The following is a 26,963-nucleotide window of genomic DNA, read 5'->3' on the forward strand; positions in this document are numbered from 1 at the left end:
CCAAGAAAACGGCATAAGTTTAAAAGCCCTGCCTCCTTTTATTCAAAGGAGCTAAGAAAAATTGCACTTCATGGTGTAATCTAGGCAAAACACACCAAATTATTCAATATAACTATAGCTATATTACCACCAAGGCAAAAACTTCCCAAAAAAAACTAATTTTATCAATCCAACAACTCGTTAGCTATCAAGCAATTTTGTAAAAATGTGGTATAGATCATGGGTTTAGGACTTATGTCCTAGTTGAAAGCGAAAAGCCATTACTATACTTAAGGTCATTTTTTTCAAATAGTTAAGAAATATTATGACAGCACATATTAATGCAAAGAAAAATGATTTTGCTCAAACCGTTATTATGCCTGGTGATCCTTTGCGAGCAAAATTTATTTCCGAAACTTATTTAACAGATGCAAAGCAAGTTTGTAATGTACGTAACATGTTAGGTTATACCGGAACATATAACGGTATTCCTGTTTCTGTTATGGGACACGGTATGGGGATTCCGTCAATTACGCTTTATGCCCATGAATTAATCAATGATTTTAATGTAAAGCGTATTATTCGTATCGGTAGTTTAGGTGCAACGCAGCACAACGTAAAAATGCGTGATGTGATTTTAGCCGTTGCCGCTGGGACTGATTCAATGACTAATCAAAAAAGAGCAAATGGTTATAACATTGCTACTTCTGCTACTTTTTCTTTATTACATAGTGCTTATGAAACAGCCAAAGTTATGAATATCCCCGTTAAGGCTGGCAATGTCTTTAGTGGTGATCTTTATTATGATCCTGATGAATCGTTAATTAGTACTTTAGAAAAATCAGGCGTTCTAGGTATCGATATGGAGGTGGCCGGTTTATATGGTATTGCTCAACAATTCAATATTGAGTCTTTAGCTATTTTAACTGTTTCTGATCATTGCCTAACTGGCGAGGAAACCTCTGCAGAAGAAAGACAGCTGACATTTAACAATATGATTAAGCTAGCCTTACAAGTTGCTATTAAACCTTAAATTACCATGCTAAATCATTTTTAGGATAATGTTATGAAACATAAGCTGTTACTCACCCTAATTAGTTTTTTGGCTAATTTTATTATGGCGGGTTTTGCCAGCCAATTTGGTATGTTAATCGAACCGATTGCACAATGTTTTCATGCTGATGTCAGTACGATTGCTTTTATCTTTTCTTTACTTAATGGTGGGGCGTTAGTTGGTACTATTTTAGCTTTTTTCTTGATTGATATTATTGGTATCAAACGCATCACTTTATTAAGTTACACACTTATTGTTGTATGTACATTGATGTTGTATTTCACTAATTCATTGATAGTGTTAGATATTTGTATGTCATTAATCGGTTTGTGTGGTGGTGTTGGGCTATGTATTGCTGGAACAATAGTCGTTTCTATTTGGCAAAATAGAGTTCAAAGTACTATGTTGGTCGTGCAAGATGCAACGTTTAATATTGCTGGTGTTATCTTTCCGCTTATTACCACTTATGCTTTAACCCATTCTTTATCATGGGCGAGTAGCTATTTAACTGTGGGTCTTATTGCGGTATTGACTCTAGTGATTATTTTAGTTACCAATTTTGATTTGATGATAGCGTCTAAAGAGGTTGAAAAACAAAATAATAATCAAAAATCAGAATGGAATTTTGGTATTTTATCGGCTGGCATAGGGTTATTTTTGGCTATGTTGGCTTTATACACTTTTCTAACTTGGGCACCACTTTTTGTTAGTCAAAAATTTACGATTAGCTTTGAAGATGCCGGAAATATCATTACGCAATATTGGGCTGCTGCATTAATTGGGGCGTTAGTTTCAACCGCTATTGTTTCACGAGTTAAAATTCATCATTTTTTTATAACAATCATTTTGTTAGCCTTTGTTATAACAATTGCGATTGTTAATACTCAAGATCTTAATCACATTAGTTATTTCACTTATGGCTATGGATTTGTTTGTTCTGCATTATATAACTCTTTTGTTGCCTATGGGGTTACATTTGTTAAAAATGCATCAAGTAAAAATGTGTCTTTTATTCTTGTTAGCGGTAGTGCTGGGGCAATGTTTAGTCCTGCAATTAGTTCTTTATTCCAAGAATATTTTGGTACGCAAATTATTATGAATGCAATTCCAGTTTTTTATGCGGTTATTATTGTAATGTTGGTTATTTCTCAGTTGTTGAAACGGAAAAATAACCTGAAGTGAAGGGAAATATCATGAGGAATTATTATAAATTATCAAAATTAACATTAAGCATGCTTTTGATTTGGTTTGGTGTTGCTAACGTTAATGCTGCTGATTATAAAGATGGTAACTTACATAAAAATGATTATGGTTGGTTGCAGTTAAATTTGATGCAAAGTGTTGATGCTAAAATACCATATGATATAAAAAATGATACTTATCTTGAGACGGAGTTTGGTGCTCGGTATGGTGTTTTGGATCTATATGGCTATGTTGATATCTTCGACATTTTTGATCGTAAACATGATGATCGATATGGTGGTGATAATTTCTTTGCCAAAATTTCACCAAGAATTTCACTTGATGGTTTATTCCAATCGGATTTTTCGTTTGGAGCAGTTAAAGAGTTGTATATTGCTAGTGTAAATAATATTGGTGATCGAGAGTTGTTTGAACAATATTTAGGAATAGGCGCCGATGTGGATGTGCCGTGGTTTGGTATGATGGGTATGAACGTTTATGCGCGCTATGTTCGTGAAAACTATAATGAACCTAATGAAGGTAAGTGGGATGGTTATATGTATTCAACAAGTTGGTCAAAACCCATTTATCAATTTACTAATCAAAGTACAATCAATTATCAAGGCTATTTTGATTATCAATTTGGCGCCAATAAAATAACCAATAACTCACTTTATAGTAATAATGCTATTGAATGGTATAATGGATTTTATTGGCATACTGATCATATGGCACTTGGTTATGGATTAAAGTATTTCCGTAATATGTCATTGATTAAAAATAAATCTGGAGCAGGGAAAACCAGCGGTATCGGTCATTATTTTAGTCTTAGTTATAAATTTTAATTAAAATAATGTTATATTTAAAAAATTTTGAATAAAAACGATAAGTTATACGGTGGTGGCTAAAATTATATGCAGCTAAAGTCTTTAAATAAAGGTCGTTTTAGTACATATTGGCAAAATAACAATAATCTGATTGAATCCGTTATTAAACAATGTGTTGTTGAAACTAAAATTGTCGATGAAAAATCGATTTTGTTCCGTCAGGGGTGTAAAGTTAATGATTTAGTTCTAATTTATAATGGAACGATTTCTATCCGTTACGAAGCCGCTAATGGACGTCGTTTTCATCTTGGTACGCTTGATTGTGATGAACACGTTCTTGGTGAAATGGAATTCTTTACAGGATATCTATGCCAATTTGATATCATTGCTGAGGAAGCGTTAACATTGTCAATTGTTAGCGCCGATAAATTATATCAATCGTTGATTGAACACCCTAAATTAGCACTGTTTTTTGCTAGTGCAATTGCTTTTGATTATCAAGATACCTTAGATATTTTCTTAAAGAGAACTTTATATTCAATTTGTTATAATATTGCGTTCGATCTTTATCAGCATCATTTAAATATAAATCCAGTAAGTAGTTTCCAAAAAAACTACCTAGAAGCTGAACGTTTTGGTACCACAGATCGTGTTTATCGTCGAGCTGTAAGTGAGTTAGTTAAATTAGATATCGTTGAAAAAAACGAAGGAAAACTAGAAATCAAAAGTATGGAAAAGCTTAAAGAATTTATTAAATGCAAGGATAAGATTCCATATTAGGACATTGTTGAATATTGTATATTCAACAATGAATAGATAAAAACGCGCCACTATGCAATATAATATTACGGCTATAAATGGCCTATGCAATGTGGCTATTTTACCTATTAATCTAAACACCTTATGTTGAGCTATTAACAAATAAAACAGACAAAATTTTACAAATCCATACAATGAAAACATCAATTAAAACTCATTATTCAATTGTGAGGTAAGGCGGATTCTGTTATACTGCATTCCCGTCTGATTCTTGTATGTTGTATTGGTTTTGATGTCTAAAAATCGATGCAATATTGTTCTAATAAATTAATAATGGTCTAATATTAATGGTCACGAATTATATTTTTGTTACAGGCGGTGTCGTTTCTTCTCTTGGTAAAGGCATTGCCGCAGCATCTCTCGCTGCAATTTTAGAAGCCCGCAATTTAAAAGTCACCATGCTCAAGCTTGATCCCTACATTAATGTCGATCCGGGCACAATGAGTCCTATTCAACATGGTGAAGTGTTTGTGACTGAAGATGGTGCTGAAACCGATCTTGATTTGGGTCATTATGAACGTTTTATTCGCACTAAAATGACGCGAAAAAATAATTTCACTACAGGTCGTATTTATTCTGATGTGTTACGCAAAGAGCGCCGTGGCGATTATTTAGGGGCAACGGTTCAAGTTATACCACATATCACTAATGCAATTAAATCACGCGTGATTGATGGGGCAAAAGGTTTTGATGTTGCCATTGTTGAAATTGGTGGTACAGTAGGTGATATTGAATCTCTACCATTTTTAGAAGCCATCCGTCAATTAGCCGTGGATGTGGGTCGTGAACACACGTTATTTATGCACTTAACGTTAGTACCTTATCTAGCATCTGCTGGTGAAGTTAAAACCAAACCAACACAGCATTCAGTAAAAGAATTACTGTCAATTGGTATTCAACCGGATGTGTTAATCTGCCGTTCTGATCGCATTATTCCTGCTCATGAACGTGCCAAAATCGCGCTATTTTGTAATGTGCCTGAGCGTGCTGTTATTTCGCTTAAAGATGTCGATTCTATTTACAAAATACCTGCGTTATTAAAATCGCAAAACTTAGATACCTTCGTTTGCAAACGATTTAATCTTGAATGTAAAGAAGCTGATTTATCGCAATGGGAACAAGTGATTTATGAAGAAGCCAACCCAGTGGGTGAAGTAACCATTGGTATGGTGGGTAAATATATCGCTTTACCCGATGCTTATAAATCAGTGAATGAAGCGTTAAAACACGGGGGATTAAAAAATCGTTTAACGGTGCATATTCGTTATATTGATTCAGAAGATCTTGAATCGCGTGGTGTAGAATTACTTCAAGGCTTGGATGCGATCTTAATTCCTGGTGGATTTGGTTATCGTGGTGTTGAAGGTAAAATTATGGCAGCTCGTTATGCGCGTGAGAACAAAATCCCATATTTAGGTATTTGCCTTGGTTTACAAGTGGCTATGATCGAATATGCACGTAATGTTGCAGGTATTAAAGATGCTAACTCAACAGAATTTGTTAAAGATTGTGCAAGCCCAATTATTGCTTTAATCACAGAGTGGAGCGATGAATCTGGCAATGTAGTACAACGTAATGAAAATAGTGATTTAGGTGGCACAATGCGTTTAGGTTCGCAAATTTGCCATTTGGAGCCTAATTCATTAGTATACGATATGTATAAAAATGAGTCGATTACTGAGCGTCATCGTCATCGTTATGAAGTGAATAATAATTTATTACCTGAAGTGGTTAAAGCTGGGTTAAAAGTGACTGGTCTTTCAACGGATAGAAAGCTGGTTGAGATCATTGAAGTTCCAGACCATCCATGGTTTGTTGCGTGTCAGTTCCATCCGGAATTCACCTCTACACCACGTGATGGACACCCACTGTTTAGTAGTTTTATTAAAGCTGCCAAAGCTTATCAAGAGCAGCAACAAAAATAGTTTTGAATTAATATTTTTAATATATCTGTCATATAGAGGAAAATAACATGGCAAAAATCGTTAAAGTACATGGTCGTGAAGTCATCGACTCTCGTGGTAATCCAACTGTTGAAGCCGAAGTTCATTTAGAAGGTGGTTTTGTTGGCCTTGCAATTGTTCCATCAGGTGCATCAACGGGTTCACGTGAAGCGTTAGAACTTCGTGATGGTGACAAATCTCGCTTTTTAGGTAAAGGCGTATTAAAAGCAGTTGAAAACGTAAATGGACCAATCGCTAAAGCAGTTGTTGGTAAAGATGCATTAGATCAAGCTGCTATCGACCAAATCATGCTTGACTTAGATGGTACTGATTTCAAATCTAATTTAGGTGCTAACTCAATTCTTGCTGTATCTTTAGCAACCGCTAAAGCTGCCGCAGCTGCTAAAGGTGTTCCACTTTATCAACACATTGCAGACCTTAATGGCACTCCGGGTCAATACTCAATGCCGTTACCAATGATGAACATCATCAACGGTGGTGAGCACGCGGATAACAATATTGACTTACAAGAATTTATGATTCAACCAGTTGGTGCTAAAACAGTACGTGAAGCAATTCGCATGGGTTCTGAAGTGTTCCACAACTTAGCTAAAGTATTACATGCTAAAGGCATGAACACTGCTGTTGGTGATGAAGGTGGTTTTGCTCCTAACTTAGATTCAAATGCTGAAGCGTTAGCTTGCATTAAAGAAGCAGTAGAAAAAGCAGGTTATGTATTAGGTAAAGACATTACTTTAGCGATGGACTGTGCAGCTTCTGAATTCTATAACAAAGAAACCGGTAAATATGTATTAAAAGGTGAAGGTAATAAAGAGTTCACTGCGCAAGAATTTACTCATTATTTAGAAGGTTTAACAGAACAATATCCAATCGTATCAATCGAAGATGGTTTAGATGAAAGCGATTGGGAAGGTTGGGCATACCAAACTAAAGCATTAGGTCACAAAATTCAATTAGTGGGCGATGATTTATTTGTAACTAATACTAAAATCTTCAAACAAGGTATTGAAAAAGGTATCGCTAACTCTATCTTAGTTAAAGTTAACCAAATCGGTACATTAACTGAGTCTATTGCAGCGGTTAAAATGGCGAAAGAGGCGGGTTATACTGCTGTTATTTCTCACCGTAGCGGTGAAACAGAAGATTCAACAATCGCTGATTTAGCAGTTGGTTTAGCTGCTGGTCAAATTAAAACTGGTTCAATGAGCCGTTCTGACCGTGTTGCTAAATATAACCAATTAATCCGTATTGAAGAAGCTTTAGGTTCAAAAGCATCATTTAATGGTTTAAAAGAAGTTAAAGGTCAATAATTAGTTTTTATAAACTAAATTATCACTTAAAAAACGGTGACTAGTTCACCGTTTTTTATTTTCATATAATTTAGACCTACTTAATGTAGGAATAGTTGCACCAACTAAAGTTGTGTTGTACTCTTATCGTTTGATTTTTTTATGACTTATTAATAACTAATCCGTATTGATTAATTTAGTCGCCCTATAATTGTTAAAATAACTAACTCGATTTAAAGTTCTACTTATGAATAATATTACGAATATGTCTCAGCCAAAAAGTAAATGGCAACTCTTTAACTGGCTCTATACCGGTAAATTATCGCTAAACGAATTATGGCTTAACCCGACCTATCGTTATAAGTTTTTTTTAAGAACCTTGTTCTTAAGCCCAATTACTTTCAAATGGCTTGATAAATTAAGACAGTATCCATTGCTTGGCTATTATTTTTCGTGCCAAACTAATTTACCATGTAAATTACAGCGACCGTATTTGGCATCTTGTTTGAGCCAAAAAGCACGTTATGATGCATTGGCCTATCATTATGATTTTTTAGCAAAACAACCCGATAGCGTAACTAAAGCTTTTTATAATCCGCAATCACCTTTTGTATTGGCGAATGTTACTGTTAAAAATGAAACAAATATCCAAATTGCCATTCAAGCTCGTAACAAATTTGCCAGAGAAGGCGAAGTGAGCCTTTATTTTTATGATAGCGATGGGATTGATTTAGCTACATTAACGTTTTCAATTGTTGAATATCAAGGCAAGCCAACGCTCTTTATTGCTGGATTACAAGGCACAGGACACGATGACGCACGTGCTCGTGTACAAAAAGCGACTAAAGCCTGCTATGGGTTATTCCCTAAACGCGTTGCAGTTGAAGCTGCATTAACTATTGCCAGTTACTATCAATTAACGCAAATTGTTGCTGTGGGTAACAAAACTCATATCTATAACAATTGGCGCTATAATAGCCGTCAAGAACGCATTTTGTCTGATTATGACGATTTTTGGTTAACCCTTGATGGAAAACAAGATGCTAATGGCTTATTTATACTGCCAAACCAAATTAATCGAAAATCAATTGAAGAAATTGCCAGTAAAAAACGTTCAGAATACCGTAATCGTTATGCTTTATTGGATCAGCTTCAACTTAATATTGAGCAAACGTTAGCATCATTAACATAATGATTAGTGGTAATAGATTAAAACGTATATTTGACTCTCTAGTCTAACAATAAAAGCAAGGAATAGTTAAGGAATAAAATATGTATTTTGGTCTTCTTATTGCGCTAGTACCGTTGGGTTTAGGTTATTTAATTAAAATTAAAAACAACAGATGGATGTCCAAAATTAATCTAACTTTGAGTTGGATGATCTACCTTATTTTGTTCATTATGGGTGCTGAACTGGCTCATTTAGATAATTTGACTACTAATTTGCAAATTATTTTATGCTACGCTATTGTTTTGTTTGTTTGTACATTTGGTGGAAATTTTGTAGTTTTGCTTATTTTTGATTACTTTTCCCCTGCTAAAACAGTTAAAGCAAATCAAACTTATGACTCTCGTTTTAAAATGATTTTTGAGTCATTGCGTGTTTGTATTGCGTTAATTCTTGGGTTTGTTTGTGGATTATTCCCTTTGTTTATTTGGAAATATGCAGAAATTACCACGCAAGTTGTGTTGGTTTTTTTATTGTTTTTTATCGGAATACAATTACGCAGTAATAATATTTCAATCAAGCAAATTCTGCTTAATAAAATAGGTATAACAACAACGCTGTTAGTTACGATAAGTGCCTTTTTGGGTGGAGTTGTTGCTTCATTTATTTTAGATTTGCCTGCGCGAGTTGGTCTTGCAATGTCGTCGGGTTTTGGTTGGTATTCGTTATCGGGTATTTTAATGACAGAAGCCCATGGCCCAATTATTGGTAGTGCTACGTTTTTAAATGATATATTACGAGAATTGTGTGCGATTATTTTAATTCCTACATTGATTAAGCGTTATCAATTAACAACATTAGGACTATGTGGTGCAACATCAATGGATTTTACTCTACCAATGCTACAAAAAGGTGGTGGAATAGCCATTGTACCTGCTGCTATTGCTCAAGGTTTTTTGTTAACACTTATAATGCCGATATTTATCACGCTATTTAACTATGGATGGTTTGGGCTTTAGCTTAAAAAAAGCAAAGCCTATTTAAATGGAGTAAAAAAGGTAATGGGAAAGTATAGTTTATTAAAAGGTAAAGTAAGACGTTTAAAAATATTGAAAGTAGATCAAAAAAAGGATCAAAATAAAAAAACTGAAGACTGTGGTTTTATTGAGTCAATTCTGGGGCTATTTATTATCGAGATGATCGGTGGATTTGTTCTAATAACCGTAGCTATATGTAAGTTTGTTTATGAATTTGTGCTTAGTTTATTAACTTTTGGGTTACTACAAACCAAACTATTAAAAGGCACACCATTTGTTTGTTATATCGGTAATGTCAAAGTTAAAGGTAAGCTAGAAAATGTCGCTTTTAACAATGGTGATTACGTCGAAATGGTCGTCAAACAAATTGATAAGAACAAATATCAAGCTTATGCCGTCCGCTTTCCTAAATATCATGCTTTATTTTTTCCTAAAGGAGTTGGTCTTTCGACGTTGCAATTGCTGAAGTATTGTATGTTTGGTGTTGGATCGATAATATTATTTACCGATATTTTGATTTTCATTAGTATATTATTCAATCATGAGTGGGATTCTTTAGAAGTGATCGACATTACCACAACAAGCTGTATTGGTTTTGTTGCTTTTGTGTTCTTTTTCTTCTTCGTTTTTGGTGGGCGGTCAACTTTTATTTGTAACCGTATTTATGCCACTTTAGGTTATTCAAAACCGTGGTTACACAACAGTTGGTATGAAGAGTTCTTGTTTTTCAAAATGAATCGTCGTCGGGATCCTGAGCTCTTTGATGATCCTCAAACGCCAGAATTTCAAAAAATTAGAAATAAAGATATACAGTCTTCAGCTAATTATTACTGTCGAACGCCCATTATACCAAGTTGGGTAAATATTATAGATGAAAGTAAATATGATGTACAAATAACCAATCACCTAAAATAAACAAATTAAAAAGATTTCGTTTTTTTAGATTGTGCTTAAATGACCTTGCTTAGGCACAAAAAATAGTGTGGTGTCGACCCCTTCGTGTTGTAGCAATTGAATTTTTTTATCTATCCCCCCTGCATAACCCGTTAAATTACCGTTTGCGCCAATGACTCGATGGCAAGGGATGATAATGGATATTGGATTATGCCCAACCGCGCCGCCTACTGCTTGGCTAGCCATGCTTGTTTTGTTTGTTTTAAGGGCAATCTGTTTTGCAATATCGCCGTAAGTTGTGACTTTGCCATACGGGATATTACATAAAATTTCCCATACTAGCTGTCGAAAAGGGGAGCCATTTGGTGCAAGCTTAAGTTGAGATAGATTCGGTTTCTTTCCTGAAAAATAATCATCAAGCCATTTTTGGGTCGAGTTAAAAATAGCTAAATTAGGTTTTTCTTCTGTTTGAGTGTTAATTGTATGACCAAAATATTTTTCGCCTTCAATCCAAGCTCCAACTAACTTATTTTGTTGGCTGGCTAGAGTAATTAATCCCATTGGGGATGAATAGTTGCATAAATAAAACATCTTGTCTTTTAACTCTATTCGATAAAAACGATGTTAAATTATGCTTGTTTATGATGATAATTACTACCAATTTATTTATCAATATTGTTTGAATAGTAAATTAAGAGGGAATATGGCTCATCAATGAGCCATATTTTTTATGGTTATTTAGCTTTATTTTTGCCTTTTTCAATGTAGCTCATATCGCCTAAGCTTTCGACAATAAATTTTCCATCATCAGTATAACGAATTTTAGTGACACTTGCGTTACCAAGTCCCTCTGTCACTGGTTTATCTAACCATTCTTCAGCCATAGCCATGATAGCCATACCGTGAGATACCACTAAAACGTTACCACCACCTTGTGCTTTAGCTGATTCGGCAATGGCTTTTAACGAGGCTTGCATACGTGTTTTTACTTTATTGTAATCTTCTGCTTCACCAGATTTTTCGACAGCGGCAATGGCATCCATCATTTTTTTAAGGGTGATGTTTCCTTTTGCGAAATCCGCCATTAAATCTTTATCCGTTGCATAACCTAAATGCTGTGCAGCAGGGGTCCACATGTTTGGATCAAGATCGCCTTCGAATTCACCAAAACAGGTTTCGCGTAGACCTTCCATTTCGTTGATATTAATGGTTGTATCGCCTTTAGATTCTAAAACCACACGAGCTGTTTGACGTGCACGTCCCAAGTCGCTTGAATAAGTAGCAATAAATTTGACATCTTTTAAACCACGGCCAAGCTGCTCGGCAACTTCAACACCGGGTTTTATTAGTGGTGTATCTGACCAACCTTGAGCACGATGTACGTTATTGAACATGGTTTTGCCATGCCGAGTGACGTAAAGGTAAACATCATCAGCAAAAGCTTGTGATATAGTTGAAATAGCAATGATTAATGAGCTGATTAATATAATAAATTTTTTCATGTTTTATCCTTATTTATAACAAGTTAAATCGGTAATCAATAACAGTTTCTGCAGAAAGTGTTGGTGAGCGTTGGGCTTTGCCATGTTTATCGAGTTTTGGTGTAATATCTGACCCGCTAGTGGTTTTGTAAGACCATCCATAACCTACTTTAGATAAAATAGATAGGTTTTTAAATGCACCACTGGTTGGTTTCCATATGTCGAAAATATTTATTTCGCCATTTTTTAGTGTGTCATGTTTGTAATTAAATTCACCATAGTTCATATATAATCCAGTGCTGTTATCTTTGACAAAGTCGTAAGTTAACACACTGGTCAAGACTAGTTCTCCATCGCGCATATAGTCAGCACCTGCCGCGGCTAACCCATTAAAGCGACCCCGGGTGTTTTTACCTAAATGTCGGTTATAATATCCAATCGCATTGTGTTTGTTAGCATCAGTGTAAGCTAAGCCAATTTTGACGCTCCAGTCATCTTCTTTCCATTCGACATCAGTTGCATAATGCCATGCATGATCTTCAAACTCTTTTTTGTTTTGTTTCATGGCGTCATAATTGTCAAGTGCATAGCTTCCATAGAATTGTCCGCCTAAAATCAATTTTTGCATTGGTTTATAGGATAACTCAACTACGTGGCGCCTTAGGTAATCTTTCGCAACACCATAAGAATAATCCAAAGTTAGATCTTTATCTTTATAAGCGATTTCAGCAGTTGAAATATTATCAATGACTTTTTTACGGTCGGCTGTTAAAAAATGTAATTTTTTAGCAGATTCTCGAGGGAGGGTACTATCGATATATGCTAATGAAAAGTAGATGTTATCATATTTTAGTGTACCACTATAACCAAGATAGCTATGACGAGTAAGATGTTTAGATGAACTTATTATTCCAAAGTCTTTCAAACTATGCCAGCCCGCTTTACCCTTTAAATTAAAGTCGTCGTTTCCTAGTTTAATTTTTGCATAACGTTGGGTAAATTTATTAAAACCTTGAGCGTTGTGTTTGTTATAGCCTTTACCATCATTATAAAGTAAGTTACGGGATGCAAAGTAATCACTGGCTCCCAATTTTATTACGTTATCATAGGTAATATCAAATCCAATAGTATCAAATAGATAGCCAGACTTATAATCAAAACTAAATACTTGCCCCCAAGCACTGTGTACTTCTTTGGGTTGGGATGCATTTTCTTTTAAATATTTCCAATGATTACGTGTAGAAAAATCAAATTTAGAATCTGTGAAAAAAGTATTATATAAGGATGAATCATTATTCACTTCAGCCGCTAGAGCCGAACAAGTTGACAGACTCAGCAATGCAAGTGTGAGATATTTTACTTTCATTATTGTATTTCCTAACTTATGTTTAAATAAAAAATTAAAATTAATTTTTTATCTAGTGAATTCCATTATGTATGGATTATATTTTTATTTGTTTAATACGGCTTTGCCTTTATTGACATATGCCATGTTGCCAATTTCACTCACGTTATATTGACCATTTTTATAGGTAATTTTGACAACTGTTGCATTTGATAGCGGTTTATTTTTATCTTTGTTGTCAGTAAGATCATAAATCATCGCCTGCATTGACATTCCAGATGAAATAGCAAGAATGGTTTTTTCATGATTATGTTGTGCATTTTGGATGATGGTTTTTAACGCATCTTGTGTTCTTGCCTTCACTTGTTGGTAACTTTCAGCTTGGTGTTTAGGATCTGCTTTGGCAATTGAATTTATCATTACATCTATAGTTAGGTTGCCAGCTTGGTAATTTTTATAAAACGCATCGACAGAGTTATATCCTGCTAGTTTCATGCTAGCACGAACCATTTTTTTATTTGGTCCACCTTCAAAACCGCCAAAAAATACTTCACGTAATTCTTTAAGTTCACGAATTTTATAATCCTTAACATCTTTTTGTTTAAGAAGCTCTTGCATGGTTTCGCGTTGTCGCCCTGCATCGCTTGTATAATAAGCATCAAATTGGATATCTTTTAATCCTTCGCCCAGATAGTGTGCAAGTTCAATGCCTTGGTCTGTAAGCGGCGAATCGGCCCAACCTTGTACTAAATCATAGGTATTAAATAAGGTTTTACCATGGCGAGCAAAGTAGATTGTTATATCACCATCAGTATTGTTATCTTTTTCCTTAGGTGAGTGCTGGGCACAACTGGTTAGTAGAGCTGTAATAATGATTAACGTACTGGTTAGTAACGTTTTTATTGTTTTTTTCTTCATGCTATATTCCTTGAGAGGCTAATGATTAGTAGGGCACACTCATTTTGCAAATTTTATTTTAGGATAATAGGGGAATTAGTTATCATCATTCCCCTTAAATTATCTGACTATTTTAAATTCTCACCCCTAGATGAAATTACTGATTGATACCAGTAAAAACTCTGTTTTTTATAGCGTTTTAATGTACCAGAACCATCTTGGTTTAGGTCAACATAAATAAAGCCGTAACGTTTAGTTACCTCTGCTTTTGAGGCACTGATAAGATCGATTGGTCCCCAACTGGTGTAGCCCATGACTTCAACGCCGTCGTTAATGGCTTCTCGGATTTGTACTAAGTGATCATTCATATAATTGATACGGTAATCATCATGGATAGTACCATCAGCTTCGAGAGTATCTTTGGCACCGAGGCCGTTTTCGACAATAAATAATGGTTTTTGATAACGTTCATAAAGTAAGTTAAGTAGATAGCGAATACCAACAGGATCGATTTGCCATCCCCATTCTGAGGCTTTAAGGTAAGGGTTTGGTACCATATCTAAGATATTGCCTTTGGTCTTTTGCGACTCGTCAGCGGTTGCACAGCAGCTCATGTAATAACTGAACGAAACAAAATCGACGGTTTCTTTTAGATCTTGTTTGTCTTGTTCAGTAATATCGAGCTTGATGTTATGTTCTTTAAAGAATCGATTCATATAGGTTGGGTAATAACCTCTAACTTGAATATCACCAAAGAACAACCAACCGTGGTTTTCTTGATGTGTAGCCCAAACATCTTCTGGTTTTGGTGTTAATGGGTAGGCAACAGCACCTAGTAGCATATTACCGATTTTAGCATTAGGGATGATGTCATGACATAATTTAACGGCTCGGCTGCTGGCAACAAGCTGGTGGTGAATAGCTTGGTAGATTTGTTGTTTTGTGCTGTTTCTATCTAATCCTACACCTGTAAATGGTTCGTGTAATGACATGTTGATTTCGTTAAATGTTAACCAATATTTGACTTTATTTTTGTAACGTTCAAAGACGACTTTGGCATAACGAGTAAAAAACTCAATCACTTGGCGATTACCCCAGCCACCGTATTCTGTTACAAGGTTATAGGGCATTTCGTAATGTGATAGGGTGACGAGTGGCGTGATATTATGTTTTGCCATTTCGTCAAATAACTTATCATAAAACGCTAAACCATCTTCGTTTGGTTGCTGTTCGTCGCCATTGGGAAAAATTCGCGTCCAAGCAATAGATGTACGCAGACAGGTAAAACCCATTTCAGCAAATAGAGCGATGTCTTCTGGATAACGGTGATAAAAATCAATCGCGTTGTCTTTTATACTGCTAATATCGTGTTTGTTTCGATCAATAATATCGCCAAACAGTCCATTAGGTGTGCAGTCTGATGTTGATAATCCTTTACCTGCCTTGCGATATGCGCCTTCAACTTGATTGGCGGCAATAGCACCACCCCATAAAAAATCACTAGGAAATTGTGTTGACATGTTTTACTCCTTATTTGCTGATAGCGATAATAATGCATCACCATTTTTGGTAATATCTTGTTTAAAAATACACTCTATATCTTGATAATTATCAGTATTAGTTATAATTATCGGTGTGGTTACTTCAAATCCTGCTTGTTTAATTGCGTCGATATCAAAACTAACTAATAGATCGCCTTTTTTCACTTTACTTCCTGCTTCGATATGCGCTTGAAAGTGTTGCCCGTCTAATTTTACGGTATCAATACCAATATGAATTAATATTTCGGCACCGGAATTGGTTTGGAAACCAATCGCGTGTTTTGTTCTAAATAGTGATACTACTTCACCGTCATCAGGTGCTACGGCTTGACCAACAGTTGGGATGATGGCAATGCCTTTACCCATCAATTCATTGGCAAAAGTAGGATCGTTAACTTGGCTTAGTGGGATAACTTTGCCTGACATTGGGCTGAAAATAGTGACGCTATCGGTATTGGTTTGGTTGGTGTTGTCTTGGTTATTTGCTTCGTCTTTTTGAGTATCATTTTTTGATATCATGCTAATTTTATCTTGCGAAATGCCAAACAGATAAGTAGCGATTAAGGCAACGATAAATGAAATAAGACAACCAAATACAACTGCGTAAAATTTTTCATCAATGCCGTGTTCAGGTGAAATTAATTGTAAAAATGAAAAGACATTAATAAAGCTGAAGGAATAAATCACAGTATGGTAATAACCAACAATTGCACCACCAATAATTGCCGATAAGCAACCGATAATAAATGGTCTTTTAAGTGGTAAATTAACACCGTAAATAGCCGGCTCAGTGACACCAAAAATACCAGATAATACCGAAGAGCTTGCTAGCGCTTTAAATTCTGGATCTTTTGCTCTTAGCATTACAGCAAATACTGCACCAACTTGTGCAAATACTGCTGGAAATAATATTGGTAATAGAAAATCTTGATGAACAGCTGCTATATTGTTTAAACAAAGCGGAACAAGACCCCAGTGAATACCAAAAATCACCAATACTTGCCAAAGTGGTGCTAAAATCATCGATGCAATAATTGGGTTAAGTGCATACAAATATTCAATACCGGCAGCTATACAAGCACTACCATAAGTTACAGCAGGTCCAATAAGCGCAAAGGTCAATGGCACTGTGATAATGAAGCCAAGTAATGGTGCAATGAATTTTTTGAATGAATCATGCATGATTTTATATAAATTTCGTTCTAATAACGAATAAAACCACGCAGCTAAAATAACAGGGAATACCGATGAGCCATAAGGAATTAAGTCAATCGGAATGCCAAATAGTTCAGTTTTTAGCAAAAATTTGCCTGCCGGTATCATGTTGCTTACACTTGGGTGAAGCAATGCACCGCCAATAGCTAACCCCATATAAGGGTTACCACCAAACTTTTTAACGGCAGAAAAGCCTAAAATCATCGGTAAATAGTAGAGTGGAGCGTCGGATATTGCATCTAGAAACTTAAAAGTTGGTGTGTCTTTTTGGACAATATCTACTGTTTGTAATAGCGCAAATACTCCTTTTAAAATACCACCTGCCACCATGACGACTAACACAGGAATAAAAATATTTGATACTAAATCGATTAGTTTCGACAATAATCCCGATTTTTTATTCGATTGAGTTTTTTTGTTGTCGGTCTCGTTGAGATGAGTTAACTGCATAATGTCACTATAAACATCAGCAACATTATTGCCAATTACCACTTGAAATTGCCCACTACTTTGTACAACGGTTATTACACCTTTTTGTTTTTTTAGCACTTCGGCATCAGCTTTTGTTTCATCCTTTAGGACGAATCGTAAACGAGTTGCGCAGTGCACTAGGCTGATGATGTTATCTTTACCACCTATATTATTAATTATTGATTCGGCAAGCTCTTTGTTTTTCATACCTTATCCTTATTTTTGACAAAAAAAAACCTAGACCCCAAGCTTTGGGTCTAGGTTTTGCTTGCAAAGTAAATGTTTTTTAACTTTGCAGTAACAATCCAATTAGTGTTTTTAGATTAGCACAAATTTACAAAACAGATAAGACTTCTATAATAATGATCACAAAAGTGTGATTTACTTCACATTATGAATTTTTAAGTTCCGTACGCAGTCGTTCAATATGAATGGTTAAATATAGACTTTCATCATCCGAAAGTGGATGCTGATATTGTTGTATCAAATGCAGATCAATTTGTTTAGTACATAAATAGGCTTTTTTGTATTTTTGGCGGATAATTTCATATAACGAAGCATCTTGTTGTGGTTGGGATTGTTGATTTAGTATGCGGTGTGCAAAAAATTTTAAATGAGTGACAAAGCGCTGGTAAGATAGGCAGTTTTCATCATATTCAAAGTTAAAATGGTATTTTACGATATTGAGTATTTCGCGCATGATTTTTGTCATATTAACAATATTAGGCATAGTGCCATTAAGTTGCGCATTAATTATATGGAATGTGATGTAACCTGCTTCGTCTTCTGGCAGTTCTACGTTTAGGCGTTCTTTAATTATTGATAGAGCATATAAACCAATTTTAAACTCTTTGGGATAGAATTTTTTGATTTCCCATAAAAAACCATTAGGAATATCAAAGCCATGCTTATGGCGTTCAATAGCTGAATGAATATGATCGGTTAACGAAATATAGATACTATCTTGTAATTTACCTTCAATAAATTGTTTCGCATAATTAATAATAACTTCAGACGTGGTTAATACCTCAAGTGGGATCTGAGACAGTAACTCGGTAAATTTGAATGCTGTGTCTTTGTTTTCTAGTGAAAACTTTTTTTCGATAAGATTTGAATCAATTAAATCGCCTTCGCGTTTTTTAAAACCGATGCCACGGCCAGTAAGAATAAGCTCTTTCCCTTTTTCATCGATTGTTACAACAACGTTATTGTTTAGTATTTTATGAACTTTCATTATATTTAATCTAACTTTTTAGATAAGCTATTATCAATCGCACTCAAAAAATAGAAAGCAGAAATATAAAAAAGTGTGATAAGTATCATATTTTTGCTAGATCAGTTATTGACAAATACTTAATATTATAAAAAAACCCGATCGACTAAGCGTATCGGGTAATGTTTTATTATTTAGCTGAATTATTGCGCTAATAATTTATTCATAGTTTGAATAAATTTGCTTGGATCGCTAAGCGAGCCTTTTTCAGCAAGTAAAGCTTGATCAAGTAATAGTTCAACCCAATCGTTAAATGCGCTTTCGTCTTGCGTATCGGCAATACGTTTAACCAATTTATGATCTGGATTTATTTCAAACGTGTATTTGATTTCTGGCGCTTTCTGACCTGCTGCTGCAAACAATTTAGCCATTTGTGTACTCATTTCGTCAGCGGCTGTGGTGACAATTGCTGGTGTATCAGTTAACCGATGCGTTAATTTAACATCTTTTACTTTATCGCCTAATGCAGTTTTGACTCGTTCAATAAATGGTTCAAGTTCTTTTTCAACTTGTTTTTGATCTTCACTGTTTTGATCGGCAAGTTTTTCGATTGATTCGTCTGATTTACTAATAGATTGGAACTGTTTGCCATCAAATTCAGTTAAATTGCTCATCATCCATTCATCAATACGATCGGACAACAATAATACTTCAATGCCTTTTTTACGGAATAGCTCAAGATGAGGACTATTTTTAGCAGCACCATAACTGTCAGCGGTAATATAGTAGATCTTTTCTTGACCTTCTTGCATACGGCTAATGTAATCATCTAACGCAACAGTTTGCGCATCGCTATCAGTGTGAGTTGACGCAAAACGAAGTAATTTAGCAATTGCTTCACGGTTGGCAAAGTCTTCACCAGTACCTTCTTTTAATACTAAACCAAACTCACTCCAGAACTGTTGATATTGTTCTTTGTCGTCTCTAGCAAGTTTTTCAAGCATTTGTAACACACGTTTAGTACACGCATTACGCAAGTTTTGGGTGATTTTGTTGTCTTGCAAAATTTCGCGCGATACATTTAATGGTAGATCATTTGAATCAATTAAGCCTTTAACAAAACGTAAATAGTTTGGCATAAATTGTTCTGCATCATCCATAATAAACACGCGTTGCACATAAAGTTTTAGGCCGTGTTTATTATCGCGATTCCACATATCCCAAGGTGCTTTTGCTGGGATATAAAGTAGACTAGTATATTCTTGCTTACCTTCTACACGATTATGGCTCCAGCTTAATGGGTCAGCAAAGTCGTGTGACAGGTGTTTATAAAATTCTTTGTATTCTTCATCAGTGACTTCTGATTTGCTACGTGTCCAAAGTGCTTGGGCTTTGTTAACTTTTTCCCACTTAACTTCTTTGCTTTCTTCGTCAGTGGTTTGTACTTCAACAGGAAGTGAAATGTGATCAGAATATTTGCTAATGATAGAACGCAAACGCCAATCATCTAAAAACTCTTTTTCGTCTTCTTTTAAGTGTAAAGTGATTTCGGTACCACGAGTTTCTTTATTATCGTCAGATATTGTATATTCACCTTCACCCGCTGACTCCCACTTAACCGCTTCGTCAGCTTTTGCAGTGGCTGCGCGTGTTCTAACAGTAACTTTATCGGCAACAATAAAAGCAGAATAAAAACCTACACCAAACTGACCAATTAGTTGACTATCTTTAGCCTGATCACTACCAATCGATTCTAAAAACGCTTTAGTGCCTGATTTAGCAATTGTACCCAAGTTTTCAATCACCTCATCACGTGTCATACCAATACCGTTATCGGAAATCGTTAAAGTGCCGGCTTCTTTATTGGTCGAAATACGCACACCAAGTTCACCATCACCCGCATATAGATCTGGATTTTCAAGTGCTTTAAAACGGAGTTTATCGGCCGCATCAGATGCGTTAGAAATAAGCTCTCTTAAAAAAATCTCTTTATTTGAATATAAAGAGTGAATCATTAAATGTAGAATTTGTTTAACTTCGGATTGAAATCCGCGCGTTTCAGTGCCTTGCTTACTCATTGACTAGTACCTCTATTATATTTAGCTATTTCAATTAATTCTAACGACAATAACAACTTTTATTATTTTTCGCTGCCTACTTAGTACATTGTCAGTTAGTATTAATCGAATAAAATTAACATAATGATTTGATTTATTGATGTATTGCTATATGGGAATGAAAAAAAAGATTTCAATAGAAATGGGAAAATTAATTTATCTCTTACACATTGTTTGGTTATTTTTTGTTAATAAACTTAACTAAAACTGCCGCAAAAATAGGGCAAAAAAAAGCCTTGAATGAATCAAGGCTTTAAACTAAAAAAACACGTTACACTAAATTACAATTACATTAACCCGTAAACAAGAATAAAAATCACCGCAACAGGAATTACGAATCGTGATAATAAAGTCCAAACACTAAACCAGAAAGGACTTAAATTTAACTCTGAGCGGATGCGTTTTTGATTCATCATCCATGCACCAAATATCACAGTGCCTAATCCAGTCACTGGTAACATGATTTTACTTGTTAAATAGTCTAATAAATCAAAAATGTGTTTATCAAAGAGTTTAACATCGGACCATAAGTTAAAGGATAACAAACAAGCAATACCTAAAGCCCAAATGACGATACTACTTGTGATCGTTGCTGCTTTTCTGCCTAGTGGAGTTTTTTCTTCTAATAATTCAACGGTTGGTTCAAGTAACGAAATAGAAGACGTTAATGCCGCAAAAGTTAAGAAGATAAAGAACAATATACCTAAAATCGCACCACCAGCCATGTTACCAAATGCTATTGGTAGTGTAACGAAAATAAGGCCTTCTCCTACTGCTGGAGGTAAACCGTTAGCAAAAACTAAAGGGAAAATAGCTAAACCAGATAATACGGCAACAATAACGTCTAATATTACAACTGTACGCGCAGTTGACAATAAGTTGACGTCTTGTCCTAGGTATGAACCATATGCCATCATAATACCCATACCTAACGATAAACTAAAGAATGCATGACCTAATGCCGCTAAAATAGCCGTGCCATTTAACGCTGACCAATTAGGTGAAAATAAAAATTCACATGCAACACCAAAAGATGGACCGCTAGCATAGGCCGCATAGCCAACAAGAATTAATAATAAAATACCTAATCCTGGCATCATTAGCTTACAAGCACGCTCTAAACCTGCACCAACACCTAAGGCAACGATAAGTGCAGTGATGGCCATAAATATGGTATGCCAAGTCAATAAATGGCTTACGTTACCACGGAAATCATCAAAAATTTGTTGAGTAACTGCACCACTTGCTCCATCAAATGAGCCTTTAGCTGCTATAAAAATATAATCGGTCGCCCAACCGCCAATAACGCTATAAAATGATAGGATTAAAAAAGAACCTACTACACCAATAATACCGACCCAGCGCCAAGATTTTGAATGGCCTTCTGCAACTGCGACATCTTCCATTGTATGGATTGGGTTTTTTTGCCCACGACGGCCAATTAGCCATTCTAAAACTAAAATCGGCAAGCCGATAAGAAACATAAATAGCAAATAGGTAAGTACAAATGCAGAACCGCCCATTTGACCTGCCATATATGGAAATTTCCAAATATTACCCAACCCAACAGCAGAACCTGCCGCAGCAAGCATAAATCCCATGCGCGAGCTCCATTGTGAGTGGCTTTTTTTCATAGTACCAGTACTCATTAATATTTTTCCTTTAGTCTTATTAATTTAATTCAGCGTTGTGAATAGTGTTTTTTGTTAATAAACCTTTGATCATGCCATGAAATAAACCTATAAACAAGATATTATTCAGGTTATTAGTTAAATCTGTATGAAAATTTAGCAGGTTAAATAGACATGTATCATATTCAATTTTAAGATGATTGCAATGGTCGCTATCTTACAAAGAAGAATAATTAGGGCCATTTATTGATAATCACAAGCACATAGCATATAGTTGATATTAGATTTTATTGATATTAAAGAGCCATTATGTCACAAAATATAGACCAAAACGAAATTGACAAATTTTCACAACTTGCTGCCGATTGGTGGAATCCAAATGGCAAATGCAAACCACTGCATATAATCAATCCATTGCGAGTGGATTATGTACAACAAAAGTGCGGACCGTTAACTAGCAAAACCGTACTTGATGTAGGATGTGGTGGGGGGATCTTGTCTGAAAGCCTAGCCAAATTGGGGGCAAATGTGACCGCCATAGATCTTGCAGATGAATCGCTTAGCGTTGCCAAAATTCATGCCGAACAAAATGGCCTTACGATCAATTATCAAAAACAAACGGTTGAAGATCATGCACAACAACACCCAGGATATTATGATGTGATTACCTGTATGGAGTTGTTAGAACACGTGCCAGATCCGTTTTCGATTATTCAAGCTTGTGCAACATTACTTAAACCCGAAGGCAAACTGTTTTTATCGACCATTAATCGTAATCATAAAGCCAAATTACTATTAATTTATGGGGCAGAATATATTGCTCGCCTAGTGCCCAAAGGTACGCACGACTTTAATCGTTTTATTCGCCCATCAGAATTAATGACACTTGTTGAACAAGCTGAACTCATTGTTGGTGATGTAATAGGAATGGAATACCATTTATTAAAAAACCAATTTCAATTAGGACCAAATATTGATGTTAACTACATCTTAATGGCTAATCGTAAATAGTTTGCTGATAATAAATCGCATCTAACACTAAATATCGCTGGTTTTTTATAGTAAAAGTGAGTAAAATGCTTCGGCAATATTTTATCAACAACCCAACCCAATGGTGAATATTGTCATGTCTCGCATAATTAAAGAAGCCCTCACGTTTGACGACGTATTGTTAGTTCCAGCTCACTCAACGGTATTACCTAACACAGCCGATATTAGCACTCAACTAACCCAAACTATAAAGCTCAACATTCCAATGCTATCTGCCGCAATGGACACAGTTACTGAAGCTGATCTTGCTATTGCGCTAGCACAAGAAGGCGGAATTGGTTTTATACACAAAAATATGTCCATCGAAAACCAAGCTAATCACGTAAGACGTGTTAAGAAGCATGAAAGTGGTATTGTGCAAGATCCGGTATCTGTCTTACCTACTTCTACTATACGGCAAGTTATCGAATTGGCTAAAGAATATGGCTTTGCAGGGTTTCCTGTTGTAACTGAAAGCCAAGAGTTAGTCGGAATTATTACCGCACGTGATGTCCGGTTTGCAACTGATTTATCTTTACCCGTTACAGCTGTTATGACGCCAAAAGAACGTTTAGTTACTGTAAAAGAAGGAGAGCAACGCGAAATCGTACTGCAAAAAATGCATGAACACCGTGTTGAAAAAGTTCTTGTGGTTGATTCACGATTTCACCTAAAAGGCATGATCACCGTCAAAGACTATAACAAAGCGGAACAAAAACCTAATGCTTGTAAGGACGAAAAAGGCCGCCTACGTGTAGGTGCCGCTGTTGGTGCCGCAGCCGGTAATGAAGAGCGTATTGCCGCATTAGTTGAAGCGGGGGTTGATGTATTATTAATTGATTCATCACACGGCCATTCAGAAGGTGTACTAGAGCGTATTCGCCAAGCAAGAAAGGCTTATCCTGATCTACAAATTATTGGTGGCAATATTGCAACAGCCGAAGGCGCCAAAGCCTTAATTGATGCAGGTGTTAGCGCGGTTAAAGTTGGAATTGGGCCTGGATCTATTTGTACAACCCGTATTGTCACGGGTGTTGGTGTACCACAAATTAGCGCTATTATGGATGCGGTCGAAGTGGCACAAAAACACAACATCCCAGTTATTGCTGATGGTGGAATTCGCTTTTCTGGTGATATTGCTAAAGCGATCGCCGCAGGCGCTTCTTGTGTAATGGTTGGTTCAATGTTTGCTGGTACCGAAGAAGCCCCCGGTGAAATCGAACTATTCCAAGGTAGAGCCTATAAATCATACCGTGGAATGGGATCACTAGGTGCAATGGCCAAAGGATCTTCTGACCGCTATTTCCAAACCGATAACGCTGCCGACAAGCTTGTACCAGAAGGTATAGAAGGGCGCATTGCCTATAAAGGTCCATTAAAAGAAATTATTCACCAACAAATGGGGGGCTTAAGATCTTGTATGGGGCTAACTGGTTGCGCAACAATTAATGACTTACGTACGAAATCGACATTCTACCGTATTACTGGCGCAGGTATGAAAGAAAGTCATGTCCATGACGTTCTTATTACCAAAGAGCCACCTAATTATCGTGCAGGCTCATAAAAAAAGAGGGATTTCCCTCTTTTTTTATTATCTCAACACTGTCTAAAAATATTAAAATCAATTAATTACATAAAAATGGACGACGCTTTCTTTATCCCCGATACCCGCCGATCACTTTACACCACACCAAAGTGACCATGTTGGCGTTATGGCATTAAAGCAATTTCCTGACAACCCACATATTGGATTTTTAGAAGCTGTTTATTTTGCAAAAAAATCCTTTAAATAGGACGTGGTTATGGTAGCTATTTTGAACATCAAACTACAAACGTCCAAAACTCTCGCATTTAATCTATTTAATTGACCCAAACCATTTCCCAAAACATACCAACAAAATCTTATCCATCATCCTGACAAAAATTTACAGTTTTTTAACAAAAAGGCCAACACATTATTTTTCAACTAATTATAATTTAAATTTTTTAAATCAGAGTAATGCTCATTAGTTGAGCGTGTAATTATAAAGATTAAAATAAAACAATTAATTAACAGGATGAATGAAGTGCGCTACCATAGTTGGATTCTAGTTTGCCAAAACTACGCCCTAAATTTTTTTCAATATCACCGTAGTCTAAAACAGACTCCATTCTCATTTTTATTATCGAAATCATCGAGCTTAGCGTCACCGTCTGGGGTATCATCAAGGTCAAGGTGCAAGCCTTTATCCCTCTTATCCAAGTCTTCATTGGCCTTTGCGGCATTGTTATTACTGTCGTGTTCGTTTGGTACACAAGCGTTATCGATTTATATGTCGTCAAGTACATCAAACGTTATTGAAGGTAGTGAGCCGTATTTAACGTTTGATGGAGGGCGAACTAAGGAGTTTTCAGCGAAGACTTTATTGTCTATCACGTTGCCAGATGGTCGAATCATTAAACCAACGTTTAATACATCAAATGCCATGAATCCAATAAGGTTACCTTATGCAGGGATTACATTGGGGGATATAGGCACGTTAATACCACCATCAGCTGATTCAGTAAGTTTAAATGATTTAGTGAACACCTATCATTATTGGGGAGATGCTGATGGAGATGGTGAGGATACCAATGGTGTTACTGTGACGGGTAGTATCTCGGTGAATTTTACTGATAAGGACGGTAATACGGTAGGTCGTAATGATATATTAGATTCCTGTAAGGCCCCATATAAGATAACATTGAGTAGTACAGAAGGAAGTTTAACTACACAGTACGGAGTCCCTAATACAAGCCATTTCGATAGTTACTCAGTGTCGTATTATATCAATCCGTATGATTCTAGTATTTGTTATATAAGGCCGAATCTCAATAATGGCTTACATGATTTTAGAGGCCCAGCTAACATATGGAATCCCGGCAACGGTTTTTTAGTTCAGTCAACCAGTCCGTTATCTTACGGTAATAATTTTCCTACTACGGGTGCTGATGGTTTGTATTTTGATTTAATTGTCCGTGGCGGAGATGGAAATGAGTTGACGTGGTCACCTGTCACCTTGGGCGGGATAACTGCTACAGTCACATGGGTAAGACCAAACAAAAGTGATGATTGGATTTTTAATAGAACCCGTGTAGCTCGGGTAACATTAACGGGTCCTAGGGCAACTCCTGGTCAGGTGGCTTCTGATAATCCTAGTACGCTTGAAAAGCCATCTTTGCCGCAGACATTTGAGTTAGTGGGTAAGGATAGTAGTGGTAATGTGATACTCAAGTATGGGTTTATGTTGAAGCAGTGGTTTGTCAATCGGGGGTATGAGTTCTTTGATATAGAAACTCAAACAGCTTGGTGTAATAGTTTGGGTTATCGAATGCCGCATATAAAGGATTTAACTAACGCGAAGTGTGGTATACATTTTAATTTTCGGTGCGTAGACGGAATCGATGGCGCAACACCGTCATCATCTCATAATTTTTACCAACGACAAATAGGTGCAGGATTTTTCACTGAGTGGGGGCAGTTGATAAGTTACAGCGGTCCGGGCTTTGGTCGCTACGAAAACTGGACGAGCGACGCTTCAGGTAATCAGTGGTTTTCTGTCAGCCCGATTGACGGCAAGGTCCTTCTCGACTTTCCGGAGATCCGCAATAATGTTGTTTGCACCGTACCTTAGTCTTTAATTCTTAGACTTAGGGCTCGGGGGGATGGTGCCAACAAGAAGGAAATATAGCAAAGAACAGCGCCTCCGCGGAGTTGGGGGGGATTAGTAAAATGGGGCTTGTGCTGTTGTGGTTAATTACTACAACAACATAAGCCCCAAACAACCGCAA

At 36.1% G+C, this 26,963-nt stretch carries 21 protein-coding genes; 12 read left to right on the plus strand and 9 right to left on the minus strand.

Annotated features, from left to right (window positions below):
- The first annotated feature begins 304 nt into the window (after positions 1-304).
- From deoD to GQ598_RS03985, 9 genes are all read left to right on the plus strand, one after another.
- Positions 305-1,012 carry a purine-nucleoside phosphorylase gene (gene deoD, locus GQ598_RS03945; protein ID WP_160402446.1) on the plus strand — a complete coding sequence of 236 codons (708 nt, stop codon included), beginning with the start codon at positions 305-307 and terminating at the stop codon, positions 1,010-1,012.
- Between the two features lie 33 nt (positions 1,013-1,045).
- Complete coding sequence (gene tsgA / locus GQ598_RS03950; protein WP_160402447.1) at positions 1,046-2,215, plus strand: MFS transporter TsgA; 1,170 nt, start codon at positions 1,046-1,048, stop codon at positions 2,213-2,215.
- Between the two features lie 50 nt (positions 2,216-2,265).
- Positions 2,266-3,060, plus strand: a complete 795-nt coding sequence (locus GQ598_RS03955; protein ID WP_370516526.1) for an outer membrane protein OmpK — start codon at positions 2,266-2,268, stop codon at positions 3,058-3,060.
- Between the two features lie 69 nt (positions 3,061-3,129).
- On the plus strand, positions 3,130-3,822 hold the full coding sequence (locus GQ598_RS03960; protein ID WP_160402449.1) for a Crp/Fnr family transcriptional regulator: 693 nt from the start codon (positions 3,130-3,132) through the stop codon (positions 3,820-3,822).
- 326 nt (positions 3,823-4,148) lie between these two features.
- The gene (gene pyrG, locus GQ598_RS03965) at positions 4,149-5,786 is read left to right on the plus strand and encodes a glutamine hydrolyzing CTP synthase (protein ID WP_160402450.1); all 1,638 of its coding nucleotides are present in this window, start codon (positions 4,149-4,151) and stop codon (positions 5,784-5,786) included.
- A 47-nt stretch (positions 5,787-5,833) separates the two neighbouring features.
- Positions 5,834-7,135 carry a phosphopyruvate hydratase gene (gene eno / locus GQ598_RS03970; RefSeq protein WP_160402451.1) on the plus strand — a complete coding sequence of 434 codons (1,302 nt, stop codon included), beginning with the start codon at positions 5,834-5,836 and terminating at the stop codon, positions 7,133-7,135.
- Between the two features lie 226 nt (positions 7,136-7,361).
- On the plus strand, positions 7,362-8,306 hold the full coding sequence (locus tag GQ598_RS03975; protein ID WP_160402452.1) for a VirK/YbjX family protein: 945 nt from the start codon (positions 7,362-7,364) through the stop codon (positions 8,304-8,306).
- A gap of 80 nt (positions 8,307-8,386) precedes the next feature.
- Positions 8,387-9,301: a lysine exporter LysO family protein gene (locus tag GQ598_RS03980; protein ID WP_160402453.1), complete on the plus strand. Its 915-nt coding sequence runs from the start codon at positions 8,387-8,389 to the stop codon at positions 9,299-9,301.
- 42 nt (positions 9,302-9,343) lie between these two features.
- Entirely contained in the window at positions 9,344-10,234 is an 891-nt protein-coding gene (locus GQ598_RS03985; protein WP_160402454.1) for a hypothetical protein, read from the plus strand.
- Positions 10,235-10,258: 24 nt separating this feature from the next.
- Here GQ598_RS03985 and GQ598_RS03990 read toward each other — a convergent pair whose 3' ends face one another.
- From GQ598_RS03990 to GQ598_RS04030, 9 genes are all read right to left on the minus strand, one after another.
- Positions 10,259-10,804 (minus strand): methylated-DNA--[protein]-cysteine S-methyltransferase, encoded by a 546-nt coding sequence (locus tag GQ598_RS03990; RefSeq protein ID WP_160402455.1) that lies wholly within the window; start codon positions 10,802-10,804, stop codon positions 10,259-10,261.
- 143 nt (positions 10,805-10,947) lie between these two features.
- Positions 10,948-11,715, minus strand: coding sequence for a histidine phosphatase family protein (locus GQ598_RS03995; RefSeq protein ID WP_160402456.1), 768 nt, complete (start codon positions 11,713-11,715; stop codon positions 10,948-10,950).
- A gap of 13 nt (positions 11,716-11,728) precedes the next feature.
- Complete coding sequence (locus tag GQ598_RS04000; protein WP_160402457.1) at positions 11,729-13,060, minus strand: OprD family porin; 1,332 nt, start codon at positions 13,058-13,060, stop codon at positions 11,729-11,731.
- A gap of 84 nt (positions 13,061-13,144) precedes the next feature.
- Positions 13,145-13,957 (minus strand): histidine phosphatase family protein, encoded by an 813-nt coding sequence (locus GQ598_RS04005; RefSeq protein WP_160402458.1) that lies wholly within the window; start codon positions 13,955-13,957, stop codon positions 13,145-13,147.
- Positions 13,958-14,064: 107 nt separating this feature from the next.
- Positions 14,065-15,456: a glycoside hydrolase family 1 protein gene (locus GQ598_RS04010; protein WP_160402459.1), complete on the minus strand. Its 1,392-nt coding sequence runs from the start codon at positions 15,454-15,456 to the stop codon at positions 14,065-14,067.
- A 3-nt stretch (positions 15,457-15,459) separates the two neighbouring features.
- The gene (locus tag GQ598_RS04015) at positions 15,460-17,370 is read right to left on the minus strand and encodes a beta-glucoside-specific PTS transporter subunit IIABC (protein ID WP_160402460.1); all 1,911 of its coding nucleotides are present in this window, start codon (positions 17,368-17,370) and stop codon (positions 15,460-15,462) included.
- Positions 17,371-17,554: 184 nt separating this feature from the next.
- A complete protein-coding gene (licT, locus tag GQ598_RS04020; protein ID WP_160402461.1) occupies positions 17,555-18,397 on the minus strand; it encodes a BglG family transcription antiterminator LicT in 843 nt (280 codons plus the stop codon).
- A 182-nt stretch (positions 18,398-18,579) separates the two neighbouring features.
- Positions 18,580-20,454: a molecular chaperone HtpG gene (htpG, locus tag GQ598_RS04025; RefSeq protein ID WP_160402462.1), complete on the minus strand. Its 1,875-nt coding sequence runs from the start codon at positions 20,452-20,454 to the stop codon at positions 18,580-18,582.
- Positions 20,455-20,780: 326 nt separating this feature from the next.
- Entirely contained in the window at positions 20,781-22,142 is a 1,362-nt protein-coding gene (locus GQ598_RS04030; RefSeq protein WP_202112670.1) for a sodium-dependent transporter, read from the minus strand.
- Positions 22,143-22,433: 291 nt separating this feature from the next.
- Between GQ598_RS04030 and ubiG the strand changes: the two genes are divergently transcribed.
- The 3 genes from ubiG (at position 22,434) to GQ598_RS04045 (ending at position 26,806) form a co-directional block, all read left to right on the plus strand.
- A complete protein-coding gene (gene ubiG / locus GQ598_RS04035; protein WP_160402463.1) occupies positions 22,434-23,135 on the plus strand; it encodes a bifunctional 2-polyprenyl-6-hydroxyphenol methylase/3-demethylubiquinol 3-O-methyltransferase UbiG in 702 nt (233 codons plus the stop codon).
- 115 nt (positions 23,136-23,250) lie between these two features.
- Positions 23,251-24,717, plus strand: coding sequence for an IMP dehydrogenase (gene guaB, locus GQ598_RS04040; protein WP_160402464.1), 1,467 nt, complete (start codon positions 23,251-23,253; stop codon positions 24,715-24,717).
- A gap of 502 nt (positions 24,718-25,219) precedes the next feature.
- Positions 25,220-26,806, plus strand: a complete 1,587-nt coding sequence (locus tag GQ598_RS04045) for a hypothetical protein (RefSeq protein ID WP_160402465.1) — start codon at positions 25,220-25,222, stop codon at positions 26,804-26,806.
- The last annotated feature ends 157 nt before the right edge of the window (positions 26,807-26,963 follow it).

The organism is Gilliamella sp. Pas-s95, assembly GCF_009795795.1.
GTDB lineage: Bacteria > Pseudomonadota > Gammaproteobacteria > Enterobacterales > Orbaceae > Gilliamella > Gilliamella bombicola.